18 protein-coding genes are annotated in these 20,019 nt (G+C 65.9%); 5 read left to right on the plus strand and 13 right to left on the minus strand.

Features of this window, described 5'->3' with window-relative positions; all coding sequences use genetic code 11:
• Positions 1 to 36: 36 nt before the first annotated feature.
• Positions 37 to 2,019 (plus strand): AsmA family protein, encoded by a 1,983-nt coding sequence (locus FHW83_RS14840; protein WP_176647137.1) that lies wholly within the window; start codon positions 37 to 39, stop codon positions 2,017 to 2,019.
• Here FHW83_RS14840 and FHW83_RS14845 read toward each other — a convergent pair.
• The 8 genes from FHW83_RS14845 to FHW83_RS14880 form a co-directional block, all read right to left on the minus strand.
• The gene (locus tag FHW83_RS14845) at positions 2,016 to 3,350 is read right to left on the minus strand and encodes a sigma-54 dependent transcriptional regulator (RefSeq protein ID WP_176647383.1); all 1,335 of its coding nucleotides are present in this window, start codon (positions 3,348 to 3,350) and stop codon (positions 2,016 to 2,018) included. The genes FHW83_RS14840 and FHW83_RS14845 overlap by 4 nt on opposite strands.
• Positions 3,350 to 5,152, minus strand: coding sequence for an ATP-binding protein (locus tag FHW83_RS14850; protein WP_176647138.1), 1,803 nt, complete (start codon positions 5,150 to 5,152; stop codon positions 3,350 to 3,352). The genes FHW83_RS14845 and FHW83_RS14850 overlap by 1 nt, the downstream gene beginning before the upstream one ends.
• A gap of 41 nt (positions 5,153 to 5,193) precedes the next feature.
• A complete protein-coding gene (locus FHW83_RS14855) occupies positions 5,194 to 6,189 on the minus strand; it encodes a porin (protein ID WP_176647139.1) in 996 nt (331 codons plus the stop codon).
• Between the two features lie 28 nt (positions 6,190 to 6,217).
• Positions 6,218 to 7,489 carry a dicarboxylate/amino acid:cation symporter gene (locus FHW83_RS14860; protein ID WP_176647384.1) on the minus strand — a complete coding sequence of 424 codons (1,272 nt, stop codon included), beginning with the start codon at positions 7,487 to 7,489 and terminating at the stop codon, positions 6,218 to 6,220.
• 154 nt (positions 7,490 to 7,643) lie between these two features.
• A complete protein-coding gene (locus tag FHW83_RS14865) occupies positions 7,644 to 10,052 on the minus strand; it encodes a glycoside hydrolase family 127 protein (RefSeq protein ID WP_229224194.1) in 2,409 nt (802 codons plus the stop codon).
• 102 nt (positions 10,053 to 10,154) lie between these two features.
• Positions 10,155 to 10,988, minus strand: a complete 834-nt coding sequence (locus tag FHW83_RS14870; RefSeq protein WP_176647141.1) for a sulfurtransferase — start codon at positions 10,986 to 10,988, stop codon at positions 10,155 to 10,157.
• A 2-nt stretch (positions 10,989 to 10,990) separates the two neighbouring features.
• A complete protein-coding gene (locus FHW83_RS14875) occupies positions 10,991 to 12,061 on the minus strand; it encodes an SGNH/GDSL hydrolase family protein (protein WP_176647142.1) in 1,071 nt (356 codons plus the stop codon).
• Positions 12,062 to 12,127: 66 nt separating this feature from the next.
• On the minus strand, positions 12,128 to 13,069 hold the full coding sequence (locus FHW83_RS14880; RefSeq protein ID WP_176647143.1) for a LysR family transcriptional regulator: 942 nt from the start codon (positions 13,067 to 13,069) through the stop codon (positions 12,128 to 12,130).
• A gap of 109 nt (positions 13,070 to 13,178) precedes the next feature.
• On the opposite strand from FHW83_RS14880, the gene FHW83_RS14885 reads away from it, so the two are divergent.
• Entirely contained in the window at positions 13,179 to 13,922 is a 744-nt protein-coding gene (locus FHW83_RS14885; RefSeq protein ID WP_176647144.1) for an SDR family oxidoreductase, read from the plus strand.
• 4 nt (positions 13,923 to 13,926) lie between these two features.
• Here FHW83_RS14885 and FHW83_RS14890 read toward each other — a convergent pair whose 3' ends face one another.
• Complete coding sequence (locus FHW83_RS14890) at positions 13,927 to 14,904, minus strand: ribonuclease I (protein WP_176647145.1); 978 nt, start codon at positions 14,902 to 14,904, stop codon at positions 13,927 to 13,929.
• A gap of 144 nt (positions 14,905 to 15,048) precedes the next feature.
• On the opposite strand from FHW83_RS14890, the gene FHW83_RS14895 reads away from it, so the two are divergent.
• Positions 15,049 to 15,318, plus strand: coding sequence for a hypothetical protein (locus tag FHW83_RS14895; protein ID WP_176647146.1), 270 nt, complete (start codon positions 15,049 to 15,051; stop codon positions 15,316 to 15,318).
• A gap of 77 nt (positions 15,319 to 15,395) precedes the next feature.
• Here the strand turns inward: FHW83_RS14895 and FHW83_RS14900 are convergent, their stop codons facing one another.
• Positions 15,396 to 16,268, minus strand: a complete 873-nt coding sequence (locus FHW83_RS14900; protein ID WP_176647147.1) for a LysR family transcriptional regulator — start codon at positions 16,266 to 16,268, stop codon at positions 15,396 to 15,398.
• Positions 16,269 to 16,365: 97 nt separating this feature from the next.
• Here FHW83_RS14900 and FHW83_RS14905 point away from each other — a divergent pair, with 97 nt between their 5' ends.
• A complete protein-coding gene (locus tag FHW83_RS14905) occupies positions 16,366 to 17,751 on the plus strand; it encodes an MFS transporter (protein ID WP_176647148.1) in 1,386 nt (461 codons plus the stop codon).
• Positions 17,739 to 17,960, plus strand: coding sequence for a 2-hydroxymuconate tautomerase family protein (locus tag FHW83_RS14910; protein ID WP_176647149.1), 222 nt, complete (start codon positions 17,739 to 17,741; stop codon positions 17,958 to 17,960). The genes FHW83_RS14905 and FHW83_RS14910 overlap by 13 nt, the downstream gene beginning before the upstream one ends.
• A gap of 14 nt (positions 17,961 to 17,974) precedes the next feature.
• Here the strand turns inward: FHW83_RS14910 and FHW83_RS14915 are convergent, their stop codons facing one another.
• From FHW83_RS14915 to FHW83_RS14925, 3 genes are all read right to left on the minus strand, one after another.
• A complete protein-coding gene (locus tag FHW83_RS14915; RefSeq protein ID WP_176647150.1) occupies positions 17,975 to 19,105 on the minus strand; it encodes a sensor histidine kinase KdpD in 1,131 nt (376 codons plus the stop codon).
• A gap of 72 nt (positions 19,106 to 19,177) precedes the next feature.
• Complete coding sequence (locus tag FHW83_RS14920) at positions 19,178 to 19,801, minus strand: DsbA family protein (protein ID WP_176647151.1); 624 nt, start codon at positions 19,799 to 19,801, stop codon at positions 19,178 to 19,180.
• Positions 19,798 to 20,010 (minus strand): 2-hydroxymuconate tautomerase family protein, encoded by a 213-nt coding sequence (locus tag FHW83_RS14925; protein WP_176647152.1) that lies wholly within the window; start codon positions 20,008 to 20,010, stop codon positions 19,798 to 19,800. The genes FHW83_RS14920 and FHW83_RS14925 overlap by 4 nt, the downstream gene beginning before the upstream one ends.
• Positions 20,011 to 20,019 lie beyond the last annotated feature (9 nt).

Below are 20,019 nucleotides of genomic sequence, written 5' to 3' on the forward strand. Positions count from 1 at the left end.
ATAACGATCAGGGCGCGAGGCGTAGCATGAATACCCATGAAAAAATCGCGCCCACTCAAAATCGTGCTTGGCCTGTGCGCCACGCTGTTGCTGGTGTTGACGGCGATCGTCATCTTCCTGCTGACCTTCGACTGGAACCGCGCCCGCCCATGGATTAATCAGCGCGTGTCGGACAACATCGGCCGCGAATTCGCCATCAACGGCGACCTGCGCGTGCGCTGGGAACAAGGCGACGCGACCGAGAGCGGCTGGCGGCGCTACGTGCCGCGTCCGCGCATCAGCGCCGCCGACGTCAGCATCGCCAACCCGGCGTGGACCAGCACCGGCCCGCGCCTGGTCAGCGTCGGCAGCATCGTGGCGGCGGTCCACCCGCTGCCGCTGCTGCACAAGGAAGTCGCCATCACCGACCTCGCGGTCGACAAGGTCACCGTGGCGGCGCAGCGCCGCGCCGACGGCAGCAACACCTGGACCTTCAAGGACAACGGTCCGTCCGAATGGGACATCGACATCCAGCGCCTGACGCTGGGCGACGGCGACCTGCGCTACCTCGACGACGGCATCCGGCTCGACCTGCGCGCCAGGGCCAGCGGCATCAACGAGGGCACGGACGCCCAAAAATACGGCCTGCGCTTTGACCTCAGCGGCAGCTACCGCGACGCCCCCGTCACCGGCGGCGGCAAGGTCGGCAAGGTGCTGGCCCTGCGCGACGAACACGCCAACTTCCCGGTGCAGGCCAACGCCAACCTGGGCAAGAACAAGATCGCCGTCGAAGGCATGGTGACCGATCCGCGCAAGCCGGCCGGCCTCGATCTGAAACTCACATTGGGCGGCGCCAGCATGGCCGACCTGTATCCGCTGACCGGCGTGCTGCTGCCTGAAACGCCGCCCTACACCACCACCGGACGCCTGATCGGCAAGAAGGCCGGCGCCACCTGGAACTGGACCTACAAGGACTTCACGGGCACGGTGGGCGGCAGCGACCTGGAAGGCACCCTGGCCTACAGCCCGCGCCAGCCGCGCCCACTGCTGACCGGCGCGCTCACCTCGCGCCAGCTGCGGCTGGAGGACCTGGGACCGACCATCGGCACCAAGGGCAACGACAAGTCCGACAAGGCGCTGCCGGTCGACCAGTTCAACACCGCCAAATGGGGCGCGCTCGACGCCGACGTCAAATTCACCGGCAAGAAGCTGGTGCGCACGCACGACATCCCGCTGCAGGATATCGAAACCCACATCCGCATGAAAGACAAGGTGCTGACGCTCACGCCACTCAACTTCGGCATGGCCGGCGGCACCATCACCTCCAACGTCAAGCTGGATGGGCGCCAAAAACAGATCGACGCGCAAATCCGCATGGCCGCACGCCACCTGAAGATACGCCAGCTGTTCCCCAAGCTGGAATCGATGCAGGCCAGCGTCGGCGAGGTCAGCGCCGACGCGGCGCTGGCCGGCAAGGGCAACTCCGTGTCCGCCATGCTGGCCAGCTCCAGCGGCGAGTTGGGCGCCACCGTCAGCGAAGGCTCGGTCAGCAAATTCATTCTGGAGGCGGCGGGCCTGAACATCGCCAACCTGGTGTTCGTCAAACTGTTCGGCGACAAGCAGATCCAGCTCAACTGCCTGGCCGGCGACTTCGTGGTGGAACACGGCAAGGCGCAGACGCGCCGCTTCGTGGTCGACACCAAGGAGGCCGTGATCGACATCACGGGCAACGTGGACATGGCGAAGGAAACGCTGGACCTCGACGTGCGCCCGCAAACCAAAGGCGTGCGCATTATTTCGCTGCGTACCCCGCTGTACGCGCGCGGCACCTTCACCAACCCGGACGTGGGGCCGCAGAAAGGCCCGCTGGCGCTCAAGGCCGGCGCCGCCGTGGCGCTGGCCACCATCGTCAATCCGGCGGCCGCGATTATCCCGCTGGTCAATCCGGGCAAGGTGGAGCCGGTGGATTGCGCCGCCGCGCTGGCGCAAGCCAACCAGACCCGCAACGAAGCCAAGACCCAGCCGGTGAAGAAGCACTAGGCCTTATATTCGTCCGCCGTCAGGCCGTATTTCTGCATTTTGTAGTACAGGGTCTGCTTCGGCACGCCGAGCGCCACGCTGACCGCGCTGACGCTGCCGCCGGCCTTGCGCAATTCCTGCTCGATGACGGCGCGCTCGAAGGCGCCCACCTGGTCCGCCAGCGGCACCGGCTCCAGGCTGCGGGCCGACAGCAGGCCGTCGGCGCCGCTGGCCAGCCCCAATACATAGCGTTCGGCGATGTTGCGCAGCTCGCGCACATTGCCCGGCCAGTTGTGCGCCATCAGCGACTGCATCAGGGCGCCCGGCACCGGCGGCGTCTCGCGCTTATAGCGCGCGGCCGCGCCCAGCAGGAAGTGCTCGAACAACAGCGGAATGTCCTCGCGCCGCTCGCGCAGCGGCGGCAGGTTCAGCACGATGAGATTCAGGCGGTAGTACAAGTCGCTGCGGAACTTCTGCTGGTCCGACCATTCCTTGAGATCGACCTTGGAGGCGGCAATCACCCGCACGTCCACCGGCACCGGCGTGTTGGAACCTAGCCGCTCGATGTAACGCTCCTGCAGCACGCGCAGCAGCTTGACCTGCAAGGCCATCGGCAGGCTCTCGATCTCGTCGAGGAACAGCGAGCCGCCGTCGGCGTGTTCGATCTTGCCGATCTGGCGTTTTGCCGCGCCGGTGAAGGAACCCGATTCGTGGCCGAAAACCTCGCTCTCGAAAATCGTCTCCGGTATCGCGCCGCAGTTGAGCGCCACGAAGTGACGCTTCTGGCGGCGGCTGAACTGATGCAGGCAACGCGCCACCATCTCCTTGCCGGTGCCGGTTTCGCCGTAGATCAGCACATCGGCCGGTTCATCGGCCAGGTCCAGGATCAGGCGGCGCAGCGCGCGCATCGGCGCCGAGTCGCCCAGCAGCGTGGCCTCGATGCCCTCGCCATGCTCGATGCGGTGGCGCAGCGCCGCCACTTCCAGCATCAGGCGGCGCGTCTCCAGTGCGCGCAGCACCACCTCCACCAGCTGCTCGGACGAATACGGCTTGGCGATGAAATCGTAGGCGCCGTCGCGCATCGCCCCCACCGCCATGCTGATATCGCCATGGCCGGTCACCAGCACCACCGGCAGCTGCGCGTCGATGGCGTGGGCCGCCGCCATGAATTCCAGCCCGCTCATGCCGGGCAGGCGCACGTCGCTCACCACCACGCCGGCGAAACCGGGGGTGATCTGCGCCAGCGCCGGCTCGGCGGCGGCATATGCCTCCACCTCGAAGCCCGCCAGGTCCAGCGCCTGCGCGCTGCCGGCGCGCACGGTGGCGTCGTCCTCAATCAATACAACCTTCATCATGTCTCCTGCTCCGCCAGCGGCAAAACGATCACAAACCGGGCGCCGCCGGCCTCCGGCGCTTCGACGCGCAGCTCGCCGCCGAACTCGCGCACGATCTGCTCGGAGATCGCCAGTCCCAGCCCCAGTCCCTTGCCCTGCGGTTTGGTGGTAAAAAATGGTTCAAACAAATGGGCGCGGATGTCCTCCGGTATGCCGGGCCCGGAGTCCGTGACCGCGATCAGCGCGCGGCCGTTGGCGCGTTCCACGCTCACCGTCAGGTGGCGCGCCTCGCTGTCGGCCATCGCGTCCAGCGCGTTGTTGAACAGGTTGATCAGCACCTGTTCCAGCCGGTTGGTGTCGCACAGCGCATGCACGTCCTGGTCGCGCACCGACAAGCGGAAGTTGACCCGCTCCTGCTCCACGCGCCGCTCCACCAGGAACAGCGCGGAGGTAATCGCCGCGGTCACCGGCACCGCCGTCAAGCTGGCGTCGGCCTTGCGCGCGAACTGGCGCAACTGCCCGGTCAAGGCGCCCATGCGCGCCACCAGCTGCGAGATGGTGGCGAGGTTGCTCCTGGCCTCGTCCAGCCGTCCGCGCTCGATCAGCACCCGCGCGTTGTCGGACATGGTGCGCAGCGCCGTCAGCGGCTGGTTCAGTTCATGCGTCATGCCGGCCGCCATCTGACCCAGCACCGCCATTTTGCCGGCTTGTACCAGCTCGCTCTGCGCGCGCCGCAGCTTTTCCTCGGCCGCGCGGCGCACGCTGTTTTCCTCGCTCAGGTGCCGCGTCATCTCGCGCAGGCTGGTGGTGCGCTCGGCCACCATGGCTTCCAGATGCTCGCGCGTCTGCTTGCGCTGGCGGCCGTACAGCACCAGCATCAGCAACAGCGCCTGCAGCAGCAGCGCAAACAGGAACACGTTGCGGGCGCTGGCGCGGGCGCTGCTCAAGTCGGAAAGATATACAAACTTCCAGTGGCGCGGCGCCAGCGAACGGCTCTGGCTGAGCACCGGCGTGCGCTGGTCCTCCGGCAGCGTGACGATGGCCGCCTCGCCGTCCAGCCGGCGCAATTCGCGCATGCCCAGCGGCGTCAGGGCGTGCCCCGAGTACTGGCGCGAGGCCGCCAGTTCCCGCGTCGCCTCGGGCGACAGCGGCGCCAGCGTGCGGTACTTCCATCCGGGTACGGAGCTGAGGAACACCACGCCGTTGGCATCGGCCAGCAGCACCTTGCCGGCGCCCTGTTCCCAGCCGCGTTCCAGCCGCTCGATGTTGACCTTGACGGTCGCCACCCCGAGCATGCGGCCGTTGTGATAAATGCCATGCGCGAAGAAGTATCCCGGCTCGCCGTTGGTGGTGCCAACGCCGTAAAAGCCGCCGGGCACACCGCGCAAGGCATCGCGCACGTAGGGCCGGAAGGCGACGTGATCGCCGACGAAACTGTAAATCGAGCGCCAGTTGCTGGCCGCCTGCGTCACCCCATCCAGGTTGACGATGTAGATGGTGGTGGAGCCGGACTGGCGATTCAACTGCTCGAGGTAGGCGTTGACCTCGTCGCGCAGCTCCTCGTCGTGGGGACGCTGCAGCAGCGTCACCACGTCCTTGTTCAGCTCCAGCGTGCCAGGCAGGAAGTCGTACTTGGACAACAGGTTCTCGAGGCTGACCGCATGGCCCTCCAGACGCTGCGCGCCGGCCAGCCGCAGCCTGTCGGTGGCCGCGTCACCGGCCCAGCGCCCCGCCAACCCTGCCAGCGCCAGGGCGATGGCCAAAGCCAGTGCCCATAACGCCAGTCGCCGCGCGCGTGCCGCGCCGTGCGATGTTGCCATAATCTCCCCTGCGTATTCTCATATGTGAATTTCAGGTAGCATTAAAACACATGACGTACGCCCAGGTTAACCCCGGTGGTGCCGGAACCGCTGTCGGCCGCCGTGCCGACGTGGAACACCGCCCCGTTGCTGTTGCGGATATGGCCATAGGCCGCATACAGGTCGGTGCGGCGCGACAGGCCATGGCTCAGCCCCACCGCCGCCTGGCGCGCGTTCTGGCGCGCCGCTTCCTGGTCGCGGTGCTCGATCAGGGAGGCGAACAGCTTGTTGCTCCCGCTTAGCTGCGCGGTGAAGCCCAGCAGCGTGTCGTGGCTCTCGCGGCCCGCCACGTCGCGGTTGCGCGCGTGGGCCGCGTGGCCGGTGACGTCGCCAAAGCGGTAGCGCGCCACCAGCATGGTGTTGCGGCTATGCGCGCTGGCCAGCGCGTCCTCCTTGCGCTGGTGGGCCAGTTCCAGCGTCAGCGGGCCTTGCTCGTAGCTGCCGCTGGCGCTCACGTAGCGGTTCTTCGCGCTGTCGCCGGCCGCCTCGCCCAGGCCATACTGCACGTCGGCCTGGAAACCGGCCATGCGCGGCGTGATGTACTCCACCGTGTTGCTGACGCGCGTGGTGTCGTTGAACACATTCTGCGCGTTGCCGGCCATGCCAGTCGAGAACGGGTCGGCCACGTTGTTCAGCGTCTTGTAGAACGGCGTGTACTGCTGGCCGATGCTCAGCGCACCTGCCTTGCCGCTCAGGCACAGCAAGGCCTGGCGGCCGAACAGCGCGCCGTTTTGCTTGGCCGCGCCGGTGTCGATCGAATAGCCGTTTTCCAGGATGAAGGTCAGCACCGTGCCGCCGCCCAGATCCTCCTTGCCCTTGAAGCCGAGGCGCGAGCTGGAGGCCATGCCGCTGCCGATTTTTTGCACCGAGCCGCTGTCGCCGCCCCGTTCCAGCAGCAGGCCGGCGTCCGCCACGCCATACACGGTCAACGACGATTGCGCCTGCGCGCCCAGCGATACCACGGCCAGCGCGCATGCGCCGATTACATACTTTTGCATCAATAAGTCTCCTGTTATGAATTCTTGTTCAAGCCGCGCGCGGCATGGCGGTGGTGGCGGCGGGCGCCTCGTCCGCCAGCGCGCCTTCCCACTTGGCGACTACCGCCGTGGCGACCGCGTTGCCGACCGCGTTGGTGGCCGAGCGGCCCATGTCGAGGAACTGGTCGATGCCCATCAACAGCAGCAGGCCAGCCTCCGGAATGTGGAATTGATTCAGCGTGGCGGCGATCACCACCAGCGAGGCGCGCGGCACGCCGGCGATGCCCTTGGAGGTCACCATCAACAGCAGCAGCATGGTGATCTGGGTGCCCAGCGACAGTTCGATGCCATATGCCTGCGTGATGAACAGCACGGCGAAGGTGCAGTACATCATCGAGCCATCGAGGTTGAACGAGTACCCCATCGGCATGACGAAGCTGGAGATCTTGCGCTGCACGCCAAACTGGTCCAGCGCCACCAGCAGTTTCGGATATGCCGCCTCCGAGCTGGCGGTGGAAAACGCCAGCAGGAACGGTTCGCGGATCAGCGCGATCAGGCGGAACACGCGCTTGCCGATGAAGGCGAAGCCGCCGAGGATCAGCAGCGCCCACAGGCACGCCAGGCCGAGATAGAAGCCGCCCATGAACTTGGCGAAGGTGCCGAGGATGGCCAGGCCGTTGGTGGTGATCACCGACGCCATCGCCGCGAACACGGCCAGCGGCGCCAGGTTCATGACCGTGCCGGTGATGCGCAACATCACCTGCGCCAGCTGGTCGATCACGCCGGTGAGCTGGCGCGCGGACTCGCCCAGCGCGCCCAGCGCGCCGCCGAAGAACACGGCGAACACCAGCACCTGCAGGATTTCGTTATTGGCCATCGCCTCGATCGGCGACTTCGGCACCATGTGCGCGATGAAGTCCTTGAGCGTGAAGGCCGAAGTTTTCAGGCCGGTGGCCGCGTCCAGCGGCGGCAGCGGCAGGCCGAGATGGGAACCAAGCTGCATCAGGTTGGACAGCACCATGCCCAGCGTCAGCGAGATCAGCGAGGCGATCACGAACCACGCCATGGCCTTGATGCCGACACGGCTGGCGGCCTTGCCGTCGCCCATGTGGGCGATGCCCACGGTCAGGGTGGAGAACACCAGCAGCGAGATGATCATCTTGATCAGCCGCAGGAACACGTCGGTGACGATGGAGATGTGGCTGGCGACGGTGGCGCTGAGCTTCTGGTCGGCGATGGTTTCATGACAGGCGTAGCCCACCGCCACCCCCAGCACCATGGCGATCAGGATGTAGATCGTTAGCGGGCGTTTCTTTTTGATTGGTTCCATTGACTCCTCCAGGTTTTTTGATTGTGCGCTTGGATAGCAATGGTTGTGCCAACGCAAAAACGGCGCCCTTGGGCGCCGTAAGTGATTGAATAAAAATGAAATTCTTTTAGGAAACTACCAGGGCCGCCACCAGGCGGCACTGAAATTAAGACGCCTTGGCGGCGGTTTGTATGGAAAGTTGGACAGGCGTTGCGGTGAACAGGCGCACACCGAACACCGGCCCCGCCGTGTGGCCGGGCTCCGGATCGAAGCGCACCACGATGCTGCTCTTGCCGGCGGTGAGGCGTTCCGGCACCGGATATTCCTGGTCGATGAACACCCCCGGCTGGCGGCCGTTCAGCTGGACGTGGGCAATGCGCTCGCCATCGATGCTGATGTGGAAATCGCGGTTGCGCTCCTCGCCCCAATAACTGGCCTGCAGCACCAGCGGGCCGTTGGCGCACTTCATGCGGAAGCTGAAAAAACCGCCGGTGCGCGCGTCGCGGCCGTTGCGGCCACGGTAGGACACCGGATACGAGATGTCCGACTGCAGGTCGTGGTCACGCTCCGGCTGCATCTCGCCCAGGTGCATCACGTCGACCGAGCGGTCCGCCAGATCCTTGAGGCGCGCCTCCTCCCGGCGGAACGCCACTTCCGAAGCGGCCCATTCGGCTTCCGTGTAGGTGCTGAAGTACACCGCCGCGCGCCGCTCGTACTGCGAGAAGAACGGCGTAAACTTCATGTCGCCCGGCCGGCCGGTGCCGACGCTGCGATACACCGCCCTGGCTTTATCCGACTCCGCGAACGAGCCAAGGATGTTGGCGCCCACCAGCGCCGGCGCCAGTCCGGTGAACGGCTTGTCGGCCGGCCCCAGATCAGCCGCCAGCACCATCGGCCCGCGCAGCAGCGCCACCACGTGGTCGTCGCCGGCCGCCGCCTCCAGCCGCAAATCCAGCGGCAGCGACAGGCGCACCGTGTCGCCGGCTTTCCAGCGCCGGCGCACCAGCAGGTAGCCCTTGTCCTTGTTGGCCTTGTGCGGCTTGCCGTTGACCAGCAGGGTGTGACTGGAAGCCCAGGCGGGGACGCGCAGCGCCAGCGTGAAGTCGCGCGCACCGGGCAGGCGGAGCACCTTGAGATCGATGCTCCCTTCAAACGGATAGCGCGTGTTCAGCTCCAGCGCCGCGCCGGCCGCCTCCCACTCCACCGTCGATGGAATGTAGAGATTGACGAACAGCGTGTCGCCGTTTTCCCAGTAGATCGAGTCGCCATGCTTGGCGTGGCTCTCCATTCCCGACAGCACGCAGCACCAGAAGTCGTTTTCCTCGCTGGAGTATTCGCGCGCCACACCGGACATCAATGGCGTCATGTAGGTGAACATGCCGGTGCGCGGGTTCTGGTGCGCGAGGATGTGGTTCAGGTGCGTGCGCTCGTAATAGTCGAAATAGGCCGCATCCGGCGCCCAGCTGTACAGATGGCGCGTCATCTTCAGCATGTTGTAGCTGCAGCAGGCCTCGCAGGTCTGCTCGGTGATGTGGGCGGCGATGCTGTCCGGCGCCGAGAAGTATTCGCGATCGCCATTGCCGCCGATGACGTAGCTGTGATGCTGGGTGACGCGCTTCCAGAAGAAGTCCACCGCGTCGGCATCGCTGCGGCGGCCCGTCAGCTCGTGCAGTCGCGCGAGACCGATCAGCTTCGGAATCTGCGTGTTGGAATGCAGGTTGGCCAGTTCATCGCGGCCCTGGGTCAGTGGCGTCAGTACCTTGGTGTGATACAGGCGCTGCGCCAGCGCCAGCCAGCGCTTGTCCCGCGTGCGCGCATACAGCTCGGCGAAGCTCTCGTTGATGCCGCCATGTTCGCAGGCCAGGACCTGCTGCACCTGCTCGTCGTTCAGCGCGGCGAACACCTTGTCGATGTAGCCGGCCAGGCCCAGCGCCACTTGCAAGGCCTGCTCGTTGCCGGCGTAGGTCTGGGCGTCGAACAGGCCGGCGAACACCTTGTGCCAGTTATACAGCGGCACCCAGCAGCCATTCAGGTCAAAGCCCGCCGAGCGGATCTCGCCGCGCATGATCTCGGGGAAGATCTCCTTGCCGTCGACCACCTTGCCGTCCTTGCGCTTGCGCATGAAGCCGGCCGCGTAGCCGTCGCCCTGCGCCTGCTGCACGCGCGCCAGTTCGGCCACGATGTAGTCGATGCGCGGCTTGAGGCCCGGCGTGCCGGTTTGCGCATACATCAGCGACAGCGCGGACAGGTAGTGCCCCAACCCTTCGCCGGCGATGGTGTCGGACTCCCAGCCGCCGTAGATGGCGCCCTTGGTCGGCAGGCCGGCAAACTTGTGGTAGTTGTGCAGGAAGCGGTCGGCGCTCAGGCGCAGCAGGTAGGCCTGGTTGGCTTGCACGGCGTCGGCGTACACCGACGGCAGCAGCCGCACCGACGGCAGCGGCAGCGCGCGCGCGGTGCCGGGGACCGCGCCGGCACCGCTGGAAGTCGCGGCCGCGCTGGAGGCGGCGCTGGCGGCGGACCAGCCGGAAACCAGTCCCAGACTGGCGGCGCCCTGCAGAATCTGTCGGCGTTGCATAGCTACCCTCATGGTGAATGTTTAACCAATAATGTACGACTTGCAGCCGGCCCGCGTCTTGTTTCCGCGCCGCGAAAAGCGTGACGAAATCGGCACAATCGCCTAATCCGCGTCGGCGCTCCATTTCCCCCACCCGCCGTCGTACACGCTGATGCGCGGCCAGCCCATGAGCCACGCGTAAAAGAAGGCCATGGACGCGCGCCAGCCGGTGCCGCAGTAGAACGCGACCAGATGCCCGCGCGTGATGCCCGCCGCGCGCCACTGCCGCTCGATGTCGGCGGCTGGCTTCATGGTGCCATCGGCCCGCTGATAGGCGCTCATGCTGTTGACGTCACCGTTATCGCCGGCGCGCGCCCAGTGGGCGCCGGGAATCTCGCCGCGCGCGTGGATGTAGTTGTAGCCGGAGGTCAGGCCAAGGTGCTCCGCCTCGGTACGGATGCTGGCCAATATGCCGTCATCGCGCGCCAGCAGCGCGCGCACCTGCGCGGTGTCGACGATGTATTCAGGATGCCCGGGAAAGGCGGCGCCAAAAGCTTCCGCCGGCACGGCGGCACGCGACGGCCCGGCTTCGCATGGCAGGCCGGCGGCCATCCATGCATCAAAGCCGCCGTCCAGCAGGCGCACGTCGCTGACGCCCGCGTACAGCAGCAACTGCGCCACCCGCGCGGCGGCCAGGTTGTTGCGGCCATAGAGGATGACCGTGCTGTCATGGCGGATGCCGTGGGCGAGCAGGATGGCCAGCAGCCCGGCGTCATCCACCTTCACCCACAATGGCGCATGCTCGATCTCGTTGGTATCGATATAGCGGGCGCCGGGAATGTGCGCCCGCTCGAACGCCGCCTGCTCGCAGCAACCGGCTTCCAGCAGCAGCGGCGCCTTGGCAAGCAGCGCCGCCAGCTGCGTCGCCGTGGGCAGCTGGCGTGCGCGCGCAAGCATGCTTACCAGCCGACTTTCTTGCGGATGAAGTCCGTGAGCAGGCCCGCGTTGAACTGATGCTGCTTGACGCGCGGATGCCCGCCAAAGCCGTTCCACGGGAAGATGATGGTATCGATACGCTGGTCGCCGCCGTCACGCATCTGGTCCACCGCCGTGCGCACGTAGCCCGGCCACTTGGAGCCTTCCTGCACCGCGTCCATGCTGCCCAGCGCGCACACGATGTAAGCTCGTGGATACAACGCCCGCACCTTCTGCACGAAGGTCTTGTAAGCCTGGATGCGTTGCTCATCGGTCGGCATCGGCGACAGGCGCTTCTCGCGGTCGATCAGCCAGCGGTCGTTCTGGAACAGGTTGACCACCACCACGTCCGGCGTCCACGAGCTGAAATCCCACTTGCTGTCGTTGTTGCCCACCGCATTCAGCTGATCGTAAAAGTCCGGCATGGTGAACGGGAACCAGCTGATCATCACACCGATGCCGCTCTGCGAGGTGATATGCGCCTCGGCATTCAGCGCGCGCGCCGTGATCGACGCGTATGACATGAAGTTGTTCTTGTCCTTCAGCAGGTGATCCGGACCGTCGTCCGGCGATTCATTACCCATGCCGCTGGTGATCGAATCGCCAAAGAATTCAATGCGGCGCTGCTTGCGCGGCGGTGGCGCCAGCAGCTTGCCGCCGTCGGCCAGTTCCAATCCCTGGAACACCGTGCCGCCCTCCTCGCCCTCGGTGCGCTTGGTGATGAGGAAGCGGTGCTGTCCCGGCTTCAGGCCCTGCGCCACCGGGTAGGTCTTGCTGCCCTGCGCGGCCTCGATGATCACCGGCTTGGTCAGGTCGCCGTCAATGAACACATTGAAGAAGTTCTTGCCCAACTGGTCGTCCAGCTTGACGGCCAGGCTGGCGCCGGTGAAGTTGCCTTCAATGCTGGTGCCCGGCCAGGACAACACCGGCCGCGCGCGGTCGGCGAAGTCGATGCGCCCCGTGTACTGCAATTGCGCGTTGTCCGGATTGATCGCCACGCCCGCATACGCCTGCCCGGCCAACACCAGTGTTGCCAATACTGCTTTGAACTTCATCGACACATCTCCTTGATCGCTTGATATAACGGCATCCGGCATTACATCACTGCGCCGCCGGGAAAGTCAATTCTTCATCGACGCCGTGCTGAAACGCGCACCCTGCCCGCCGGCGCGGAAGCGCTCGACGATAAAATCGATGAACACCCGCACCTTGGCCGGCACCAGCTTGCGGCTGGAGTAGTAAATCGACAGCGGCCGGGTTTCGGCGTGCCAGTCCGGCAGCACACGCACCAGCTCCCCGCTGTCGAGCAGCGGCAACGCGTGCGGCAAAGGCAGCATGGCGATGCCCATGCCGCAGGCGGCGGCGCGGGCGATGGCTTCCGGATCGTCCAGCACCGCCACCGGGCGCACGCTGGCAACCACCTCCTGCCCGGCGCTGTTCTTCAAGGTCCACGGCATCAGGCGGCCGGTGCTCAGCGAGCGGCGCAGCAGGCCGCGATGGCGCGCCAGTTCCTGCGGCGAGGCCGGCGCCGCATGCGCCTTCAGGTAAGCCGGCGACGCCACCAGCACCACATCCACCCGCGCCAGTTCACGCGCGATCAACGCGTCGGTCAGCTCGAAACCGCCGCCGATGCCGACGTCGAAACCCTCCGCCACCAGGTCCACCTGGCGGTTATCGAAATACAGGTCGGGCACCACGTCCGGATAGCGGCGCGAGAACTCCTCCAGCAGCGGCACGAAATACTGCCGGCCCACCGTGTAGGCCAGCGACACCTTGAGCGTGCCGGCCGGCTTGCCCGCGCCCTGGCTCAGGTCCGTCAGCGCGTCGCCGATCTCGCTCCACGGCAGGCGCACCTGGCCGTACAGGCGCTCGCCGTCGGTGGTCAACGACAGGCTGCGCGTGCTGCGCTGGAACAGGCGCACGCCCAGCCGCAGCTCCAGCCGGTTGACGCTCTTGCTGACAGCGGCCGGCGTCAGCCCCAGCCGGCGCGCGGCCGCGGAGAAGCTGCCCTCGTCGGCGGCGGCGATAAAGGCGTCCAGATAGCTGCTCAATTCGGTAAACATGGGTCCATCTTATACCAATGGTTGAAACTTTACACGCTAATTCATGACTACCGCGACAAGCTGGGCGCGACCATACTGTGTTCATCAACCAACCCGAAAGGAAATCATCATGAACACCAAATTCAACGGTCAAGTCGCTTTCATCAACGGTGGTTCGCGCGGCATCGGCGCCGCCACCGCCCGCCGCCTGGCGCGCGAGGGCGCCAAGGTCGCCATCGGCTACGCCGCCTCGGCCATCGCCGCCGAGGCGCTGGTAGAGGAAATCCGGGCCGCCGGCGGTGAAGCCGTCGCCATCAAGGCCGACGCCGCAGATGCCGTGGCCCTGACCCGCGCCATCGACAGCGTGGCCGACCGCTACGGCCGCCTCGACATCCTGGTCAACAGCGCCGGCGTGCTGCGCCTCGGCCCGGTGGATCAGTTCTCGCTGGAAGATTTCGACCACACCGTGGCGGTCAACGTGCGCGCCGTGTTCGTCGCCTCGCAGGCGGCGGTCAAGCACATGAAGGATGGCGGCCGCATCATCAACATCGGCAGCACCAACGCGCAGCGCATGCCGTTCGAGGGCGGCGCGGCGTACGCGATGAGCAAATCGGCGCTGGTGGGCCTGGTGAAGGGCATGGCGCGCGACCTCGGCCCGCGCGGCATCACCGTCAACAACGTGTCGCCCGGCCCGGTCGATACCGACATGAACCCGGCCGAGGGCGATTTCGCCACCGCCCTGCACGGCCTGATGGCGCTCAAACGCCACGGCACCGCCGATGAGGTGGCGGCCATGGTCAGCTACCTGGCCGGTCCCGAGGCGGCCTTCGTCACCGGCGCCGACCTGCTGATCGACGGCGGCTTCGCGGCCTGATTGTTTAGTCCTTGCCGGCTGCCTCGACGTAGACTTCGTCGGCGCAGCCGATGGCGCGGGCGCCCACCGGGCGGGCGTTCGCCACCATCTGCGGCAGGTCGCGCTCGGTGTTGAAGTCCAGCGCCAGCGACACGCGGATCTCCTGCAGGTACTTGCGCTGGACGCACACCAGCGTGATGGTGTCCGCCACCTTCTCGCCATAGCGTGCCTTCACGCGCTCGAAGAAATCGCTGACCTTGAAGCTCTTGCCGGTATTGCTCAGCACCATCTTGCCGACTTCCGAATCGTTCACCACCCGCACCGCCGACACCGCCGTCATGAAGTAATCGTCCGGCGGCAGCGACTGGCATTTGCCGTGCTTGTTCCACTCGTAAGCGCCAAAGGTGCGCTCGTAGAAGAAGTTGGGCATCCAAGGAGCGATTTTCTCGATGGTGTCCTTGCTGAGCTCAAACTGCTTGCCCTGGCAGCTGCCATACTGCGTGCCGCATTCCTTCTTGTTCGGCCACAAGCCGTGCAGGCTCAGGGTCTTGGCTTCCAGCGCGCCGCTGTTCATGGCGTCGCATTCCGGCTTCTTGCCGTTGTATTTGGCGTGCTCGCAAAAGCCCGGCTGCCAGGTGATGGCCAGCACGTAGCTGTCCTGCTGGTTGGGCGCCGAGCACACCGCGCCGCTGACGCCCTCGTCCGGACGACCGGCCTGCTTGTCCTCCAGCGCCGGCGTGCCGCACGTCTTCTGCACCCAGCGCAACGATGGTTGCGCGCCGGGCACCTCCACCCGCAGCCAGTCGTAGTCGGTCTTGTTGATTTCGCGCACGGTGTAGGCCGTGCCGGCGCTGACTTTCACGTCACCCGGATTGGCGCGCTTGGCGAAGGACGAATAGGCCTCGCAGCTTTTGGTGGCGGTGAAGCTGCCGGTGGCGGACTCACTGGCACTGCATTCCAGCGCTGCGAACGCCAGCAGTGCGGCGGCGATATAACGACGCATGACATCTCCTGAATTTGAATAAACGCCATTCTACCGGAGCACGACGGGCACTAGTCCTACAAACCCAGTGCAGTCCCGCCGATACGACGCGGTCTCAGGAATGCTTACCATGAGCGCTTATCCATCCAACAGGAGGAACCAACCATGAAACAGTTCCATCTCAGCGGCAAGATTGCTTGCGCCTTGATCGCCACCGTCGCCGTCATCAGCGGCTGCCAGAAGAAAGACGCGGACCAGCCGGCCGTGCCGGAAGCGACTCCGGCGCCAGCGGCTACGCCTGCTCCGACCACGCCGCCGACGCCAACCACCGACAGCGGCGCCACCACGCCACCGGCCACCACGCCAGCGCCTGACGCCCCTACCCAGACGCCGCCGCCGGCCACCAACGAAACGCCGCCGCCAACCAACCGCTAATTTCGGCGGTCAGCGCCGGGCCAAGGCCGCTTCCGTCAGGTTGCGGCCGTTGGCGTTTGACGTCAGGCGATACGCGTTCAGCTTTCCAACAGCCCTCCGAACGTTGCGGCAAACGCATCGCGGGCGGCGTGCTGGGCGATGTCGCGCCGCCACACCAGCATGGTCTGCACACGCGCCACGTCGGGCGGCAGGTCGTGGATGCGCACCGACTTGGCCAGCTCGCGCAGTTTCAGCACCTCGCGCGGCATCATGGCCACGCCCATGCCGGCCGCCACACAGCCGATGATGGCTTCAAACGTGCCGAATTCGGCTATCCTGGCCGGCGACACGCCGCCCTCGGCAAACCAGCGCTCCAGCCGGCGCCGGTACGAGCAGCCGCTGCGGAAGCCCAGCAGTGTGCGCCGCGCCACGTCGGCCGGCGACTTGACCGGGCCGTGCAGGCTGTCGGTCAGCAGCACCAATTCCTCGTCAAACACCGGTATCTGCATCAGTTCAGGACGCTCGACGGGCGCCGCCACCAGCGCCACGTCCACCCGGTGGTTGAGCACCGCCTGCAGCAGATAATCGGTGGGGCCGGTATCGAGCACCAGGTCGACCTGCGGATACTGGCCATGGAACTGCCCCAGCACCAGCGGCAGGCGTGCGGCGGCGGTCGTCTCCATCGAGCCGATCCGCAATTGGCCGGACGGCTGGCGGTCGCCGCGCATGGCTTCCTGCGCCTCGTCGGCCAGTTGCAGCAGGCGCTCGGTGTAGGCCAGCAGGCGCGCGCCCTCTTCCGTGATCAGCATGCGGCGGCCGGAGCGGTGGAACAGGCTCACCCCCAGCGACTCCTCCAGCTGCGTCAAACGCGCGGAGACATTCGACTGCACGCGGTTGAGTCGCGCGGCGGCCTGCGTGACGCCGCCCTCCTCGGCCACGGTTTTGAAGATGCGCAGGGATGACAGTTCCATAATTATTCTCAATTAAAGAATGATTGGTTCAGTATAATTCATTTTTCATGATGCACAAGGCGGCTTATAGTGGCCCTATCGCACTTGGGAGTCCATCATGAAATCCTCTCCTTCACTGACCATTCTGCTGGCATGCAGCTTCGCCTTCATCATCGTCCAGCTGGACGTCACCATCGTCAACGTGGCCTTGCCGGAAATCGGCCGCGAACTGCGGGCCGGCGTCAGCGAGCTGCAATGGGTGGTGGATGCCTACACGCTGGGCTTTGCCGTGTTCCTGCTGTCGGCCGGCGCCATGGGCGACCGCTTCGGCTCGCGCAGCGTGTTCCTGGGCGGCTTCAGCCTGTTCACCGCGGCCTCGCTCGCCTGCGCCATGGCGCCGGACGCGTTGTCGCTCAACGTCGCGCGCGCCGCGCAAGGCATCGGCGCCGCGCTGCTGGTGCCCAGCTCGCTGGCCATCCTCAACGCCGTCTACGCCGAAGACCGCAAGATGCTGGCCAAGGCCATCGCCTGGTGGACCGCCGCCGGCGGCATCTCGATCGCGGCCGGGCCGGTGCTGGGCGGCCTGCTGATGTCGGTGTTCGGCTGGCGCGCCATTTTCTGGGTCAACATTCCGATCTGCGTGCTGGGCTTCTGGCTGACCCTGCGCGTGGTGCCGGCGCTGCGCCACAGCGGCCCGGCGCGCCACTTCGACATCCCGGGCCAGTTGCTGGCGGTGGTGGCGCTGACCGCCTTCATCGGCGCGGTGATTGAAGTCCACACGCTGGGCCTGACACATCCGGCGGTGGTGGCGGCGCTGCTGGTGGCGCTGGCGGCGGCGGTACTGTTCATCCGCGTCGAACGCCGCAGCGCCGCGCCCATGCTGCCGTTGCAGCTGTTCCACCTGACCGGCTTCACGCCGGCAGTGCTGTTCGGCGTGTTCGTCAATTTCGCCTACTACGGGGTGATCTTCGTGCTGAGTTTTTACCTGCAAAAAGTGCGCGGCTTCTCCGTGCTGCACGCGGGGCTGATCTTCCTGCCGCTGACCGGCACCTTCCTGTTCGCCAATATCACCAGCGGCTGGCTGCAGGCGCGGGTGGGCTCGCGCCTGCCGATGATCATCGGCGGCCTGATCGGCGGCAGCGGCTATGCGCTGCTGGGCATCTTCGGCATCTCCGAGACCGCCAGCTTCTGGGCCATGCTGCCCGGCCTGGCGCTGATCCCGGCCGGCATGGGGCTGGCGGTGCCGGCCATGACCACCGCCATCCTGGCCGCCGTCGACAAGCGCCAGGGCGGCACCGCGTCGGCGGTCCTGAACACGGCGCGCCAGGTTGGCGGCGCCATGGGCGTGGCGGTGTACGGCGCTTTAGTGGCAACCCCGACGACAGCTGCTATTCTTGCGGGCATCGAAGCCGCCATGGCCGTCTCGACCGCCCTGCTGCTGGGCGGCGCGCTGCTGGCCTATCTGACGATTTTTAACCAAGGAGAAAAACTATGCCATTCGTAAATATCCGCATCACCAACGAGGGCGCGACCGCCGAGCAGAAGCAGGAGCTGATCCAGGGCGTGACCGACCTGCTGCAAAAGGTGCTGAACAAGAATCCGGCCACCACTTTCGTCATCATCGATGAGGTGGAGACCGATAACTGGGGCGTCGGCGGCACCGCCGTGACCGAGCTGCGCAAGCGCGCGGCGGCGGCCAAGGCGGCCGGCTAACCGGGCCGGCCGTATCAGCCGGCCGTTTTCACATACGGCCGGCAATCGACCGGAATGTCGATGATGAAGGTGGTGCCGGTGGCGGCCGAGCTGTCCACCACCACGCTGCCGCCGTGGCCCTCGGCCACGCTGCGCACAAACGGCAGGCCGATGCCCCAGCCATCGGCGTAGTTGTCGCCGGCTTCACGCTGCAGATACTCAAAAATCCGCTCGCGCTGCTCCTCGGCGATTGGCTTGCCGGTGTTGTGCACGCTCAGCATCAGGCGGCCCCGTTGCTGGGCAGCCTTGATCACCACCGTCTTGCGGTCGCCGTACTTGAAGGCGTTGGCGACCAGGTTTTCCAACGCGCGCAACAGCGAGTTCTTGCACCAGAAACCCACCACCGACTCCACCCGGGTCTCGATCTTGCCAACCACCATCACGTCAAACTCCTGCGCCACGGTGTTGACCACGCTTTGCACATCGAATTCCGACAGGCTCAAAGGCAATTTGACGCCACGGTCAAAGGTCAGCGCATCGACCAGCTGGATCAGCATCTGCTCCAAACGCACGGCGCCATTCTGGATCTTCCCGGCGACGCGCGAGGCGGTCGGCAAGTCCGGCGCCATGCCGATGAGCTGCGCCCCGGCCATGATCAGCGACAAGGGGTTGCGCATGTCGTGCGACAGCGTGGCCGCCAGGCGCTCGCGGATCGATTCGTGGATCATGGCGTATTCACGGACGGCGTCGCGCATCGCCACGTCGATGGAATGCACCACGACCTGCCATTCGTCGGCCGTGAAACGCACGCCATTGCGCTGCGCCACCGTCGCGATGGCATCGCGGAACAGCTGATACTCATGGATGATTTGATCGGCGCGAAACGGCGTCATGCGCGCGCGTTCGCCGCCGTGGGCGGACATGGAGGTGGTATGGCTGGCGCCGGTGGCGCGCGGATAGGAAGGCGTCAACGCCTCCGCGATATTGTCGTAGAACGCCGGCAAGGTGTTCACCAGCAGCGGACCGGAAACCGCCTTGGCCTCCTGCACATGCTCGCGCAGCTTCGCTTCCCACAGGTCGATCACCTGCTCGCGCATCGCCAGCATGGCCTTGGAGGTCTCCGTCAGACCATCATCAGTTTCCTTCTGATCAGTAGCCGATGTCATCACTCGCCCCTTTTAGATGTTGGCAGCATACCGAAAGCGCGCCCGCACCTCGGTATGCCACCGCACATGGGGCTAGCTCGACGCCATCACCTGTTGCAATTGCCGCTGCAACTGCGCGACATGGGCATAGCCACCACTGATTTCAACGATACCCTTGTCCGTCTCCAGCAGCAAGGCCGGGAAGCTGCGCACACCAAGCGCGCGGGCGCGCGCGAAATCGGCCCTGGTTTGCGCGATGGTGTCGGCGTCCCGCCACACCCGCAACACCGTGTCCACGTCAAGCCGCAGCTGGTTCGCCACCACCGTGGCCAGCACGCGGCCATCGGTGGTGTCCAGTCCGTCGACGTAAAACGCGTGCTGCAAGGCGCGGAACACCGCCAGCGAATCGGCCTGCGGCGCCAGCTTGCGCGCCGCGACCACCGCACGGCAGATCGGCTCGGTGTCGTAGACAAAATTCTCGCGCGCCTGCAAAGCCGCGCGATTGAACGGCAGGCCGCTCTGTGCTTCGACCCGTGCCCAGTGCCCGAGACGGAAGTCCTTGCCCGCCTGATCCAGCACATCGGTGGCGCCGGCGCGCACGCCGCCGACGATGATTTCCAGTTCCAGGCCGGGGTGCATGGCCATCAGCGCGGTCATCTCCTTGCCGAAGCCATAGCACCACGAGCACATGGGATCGCCCACGTACAGCAGCTTCATTTGGCGGCCTTCTCGCGCTTGCGGCGGCTGGTGATGTTTTCGCGGCTCACGCCCCAGTTGTCGGTCTCCACCTCGTCGATGATGACGAAGGTGGTGGCGGGATCCTTGTTCAGCACGCGCTGCAGCAGGTCGGTCGAGCCTTCGATCAGTTGCTGTTTCTGTTCAGCCGTCACGCCTTCATTGGTGACGCGGATATTTACGTATGGCATGGTGATTCT

Source organism: Duganella sp. SG902 (assembly GCF_013376005.1).
Taxonomy (GTDB): Bacteria; Pseudomonadota; Gammaproteobacteria; order Burkholderiales; family Burkholderiaceae_D; genus Rugamonas.

Bases quoted from the DNA above. Each gene is read 5' to 3' on its own strand.
- FHW83_RS14855 (WP_176647139.1), bottom strand. From the start codon at position 6,189: ATGCAAAAGTATGTAATCGGCGCATGCGCGCTGGCCGTGGTATCGCTG.
- FHW83_RS14880 (WP_176647143.1), bottom strand. From the start codon at position 13,069: ATGTTTACCGAATTGAGCAGCTATCTGGACGCCTTTATCGCCGCCGCC.
- FHW83_RS14920 (WP_176647151.1), bottom strand. From the start codon at position 19,801: ATGAAGCTGCTGTACGTGGGCGATCCCATGTGCTCGTGGTGCTATGGC.
- FHW83_RS14900 (WP_176647147.1), bottom strand. From the start codon at position 16,268: ATGGAACTGTCATCCCTGCGCATCTTCAAAACCGTGGCCGAGGAGGGC.
- FHW83_RS14890 (WP_176647145.1), bottom strand. From the start codon at position 14,904: ATGCGTCGTTATATCGCCGCCGCACTGCTGGCGTTCGCAGCGCTGGAA.
- FHW83_RS14915 (WP_176647150.1), bottom strand. From the start codon at position 19,105: ATGACATCGGCTACTGATCAGAAGGAAACTGATGATGGTCTGACGGAG.
- FHW83_RS14845 (WP_176647383.1), bottom strand. From the start codon at position 3,350: ATGAAGGTTGTATTGATTGAGGACGACGCCACCGTGCGCGCCGGCAGC.
- FHW83_RS14905 (WP_176647148.1), top strand. From the start codon at position 16,366: ATGAAATCCTCTCCTTCACTGACCATTCTGCTGGCATGCAGCTTCGCC.
- FHW83_RS14840 (WP_176647137.1), top strand. From the start codon at position 37: ATGAAAAAATCGCGCCCACTCAAAATCGTGCTTGGCCTGTGCGCCACG.
- FHW83_RS14885 (WP_176647144.1), top strand. From the start codon at position 13,179: ATGAACACCAAATTCAACGGTCAAGTCGCTTTCATCAACGGTGGTTCG.
- FHW83_RS14925 (WP_176647152.1), bottom strand. From the start codon at position 20,010: ATGCCATACGTAAATATCCGCGTCACCAATGAAGGCGTGACGGCTGAA.
- FHW83_RS14910 (WP_176647149.1), top strand. From the start codon at position 17,739: ATGCCATTCGTAAATATCCGCATCACCAACGAGGGCGCGACCGCCGAG.
- FHW83_RS14875 (WP_176647142.1), bottom strand. From the start codon at position 12,061: ATGAAGTTCAAAGCAGTATTGGCAACACTGGTGTTGGCCGGGCAGGCG.
- FHW83_RS14865 (WP_229224194.1), bottom strand. From the start codon at position 10,052: ATGCAACGCCGACAGATTCTGCAGGGCGCCGCCAGTCTGGGACTGGTT.
- FHW83_RS14895 (WP_176647146.1), top strand. From the start codon at position 15,049: ATGAAACAGTTCCATCTCAGCGGCAAGATTGCTTGCGCCTTGATCGCC.
- FHW83_RS14850 (WP_176647138.1), bottom strand. From the start codon at position 5,152: ATGGCAACATCGCACGGCGCGGCACGCGCGCGGCGACTGGCGTTATGG.
- FHW83_RS14870 (WP_176647141.1), bottom strand. From the start codon at position 10,988: ATGCTTGCGCGCGCACGCCAGCTGCCCACGGCGACGCAGCTGGCGGCG.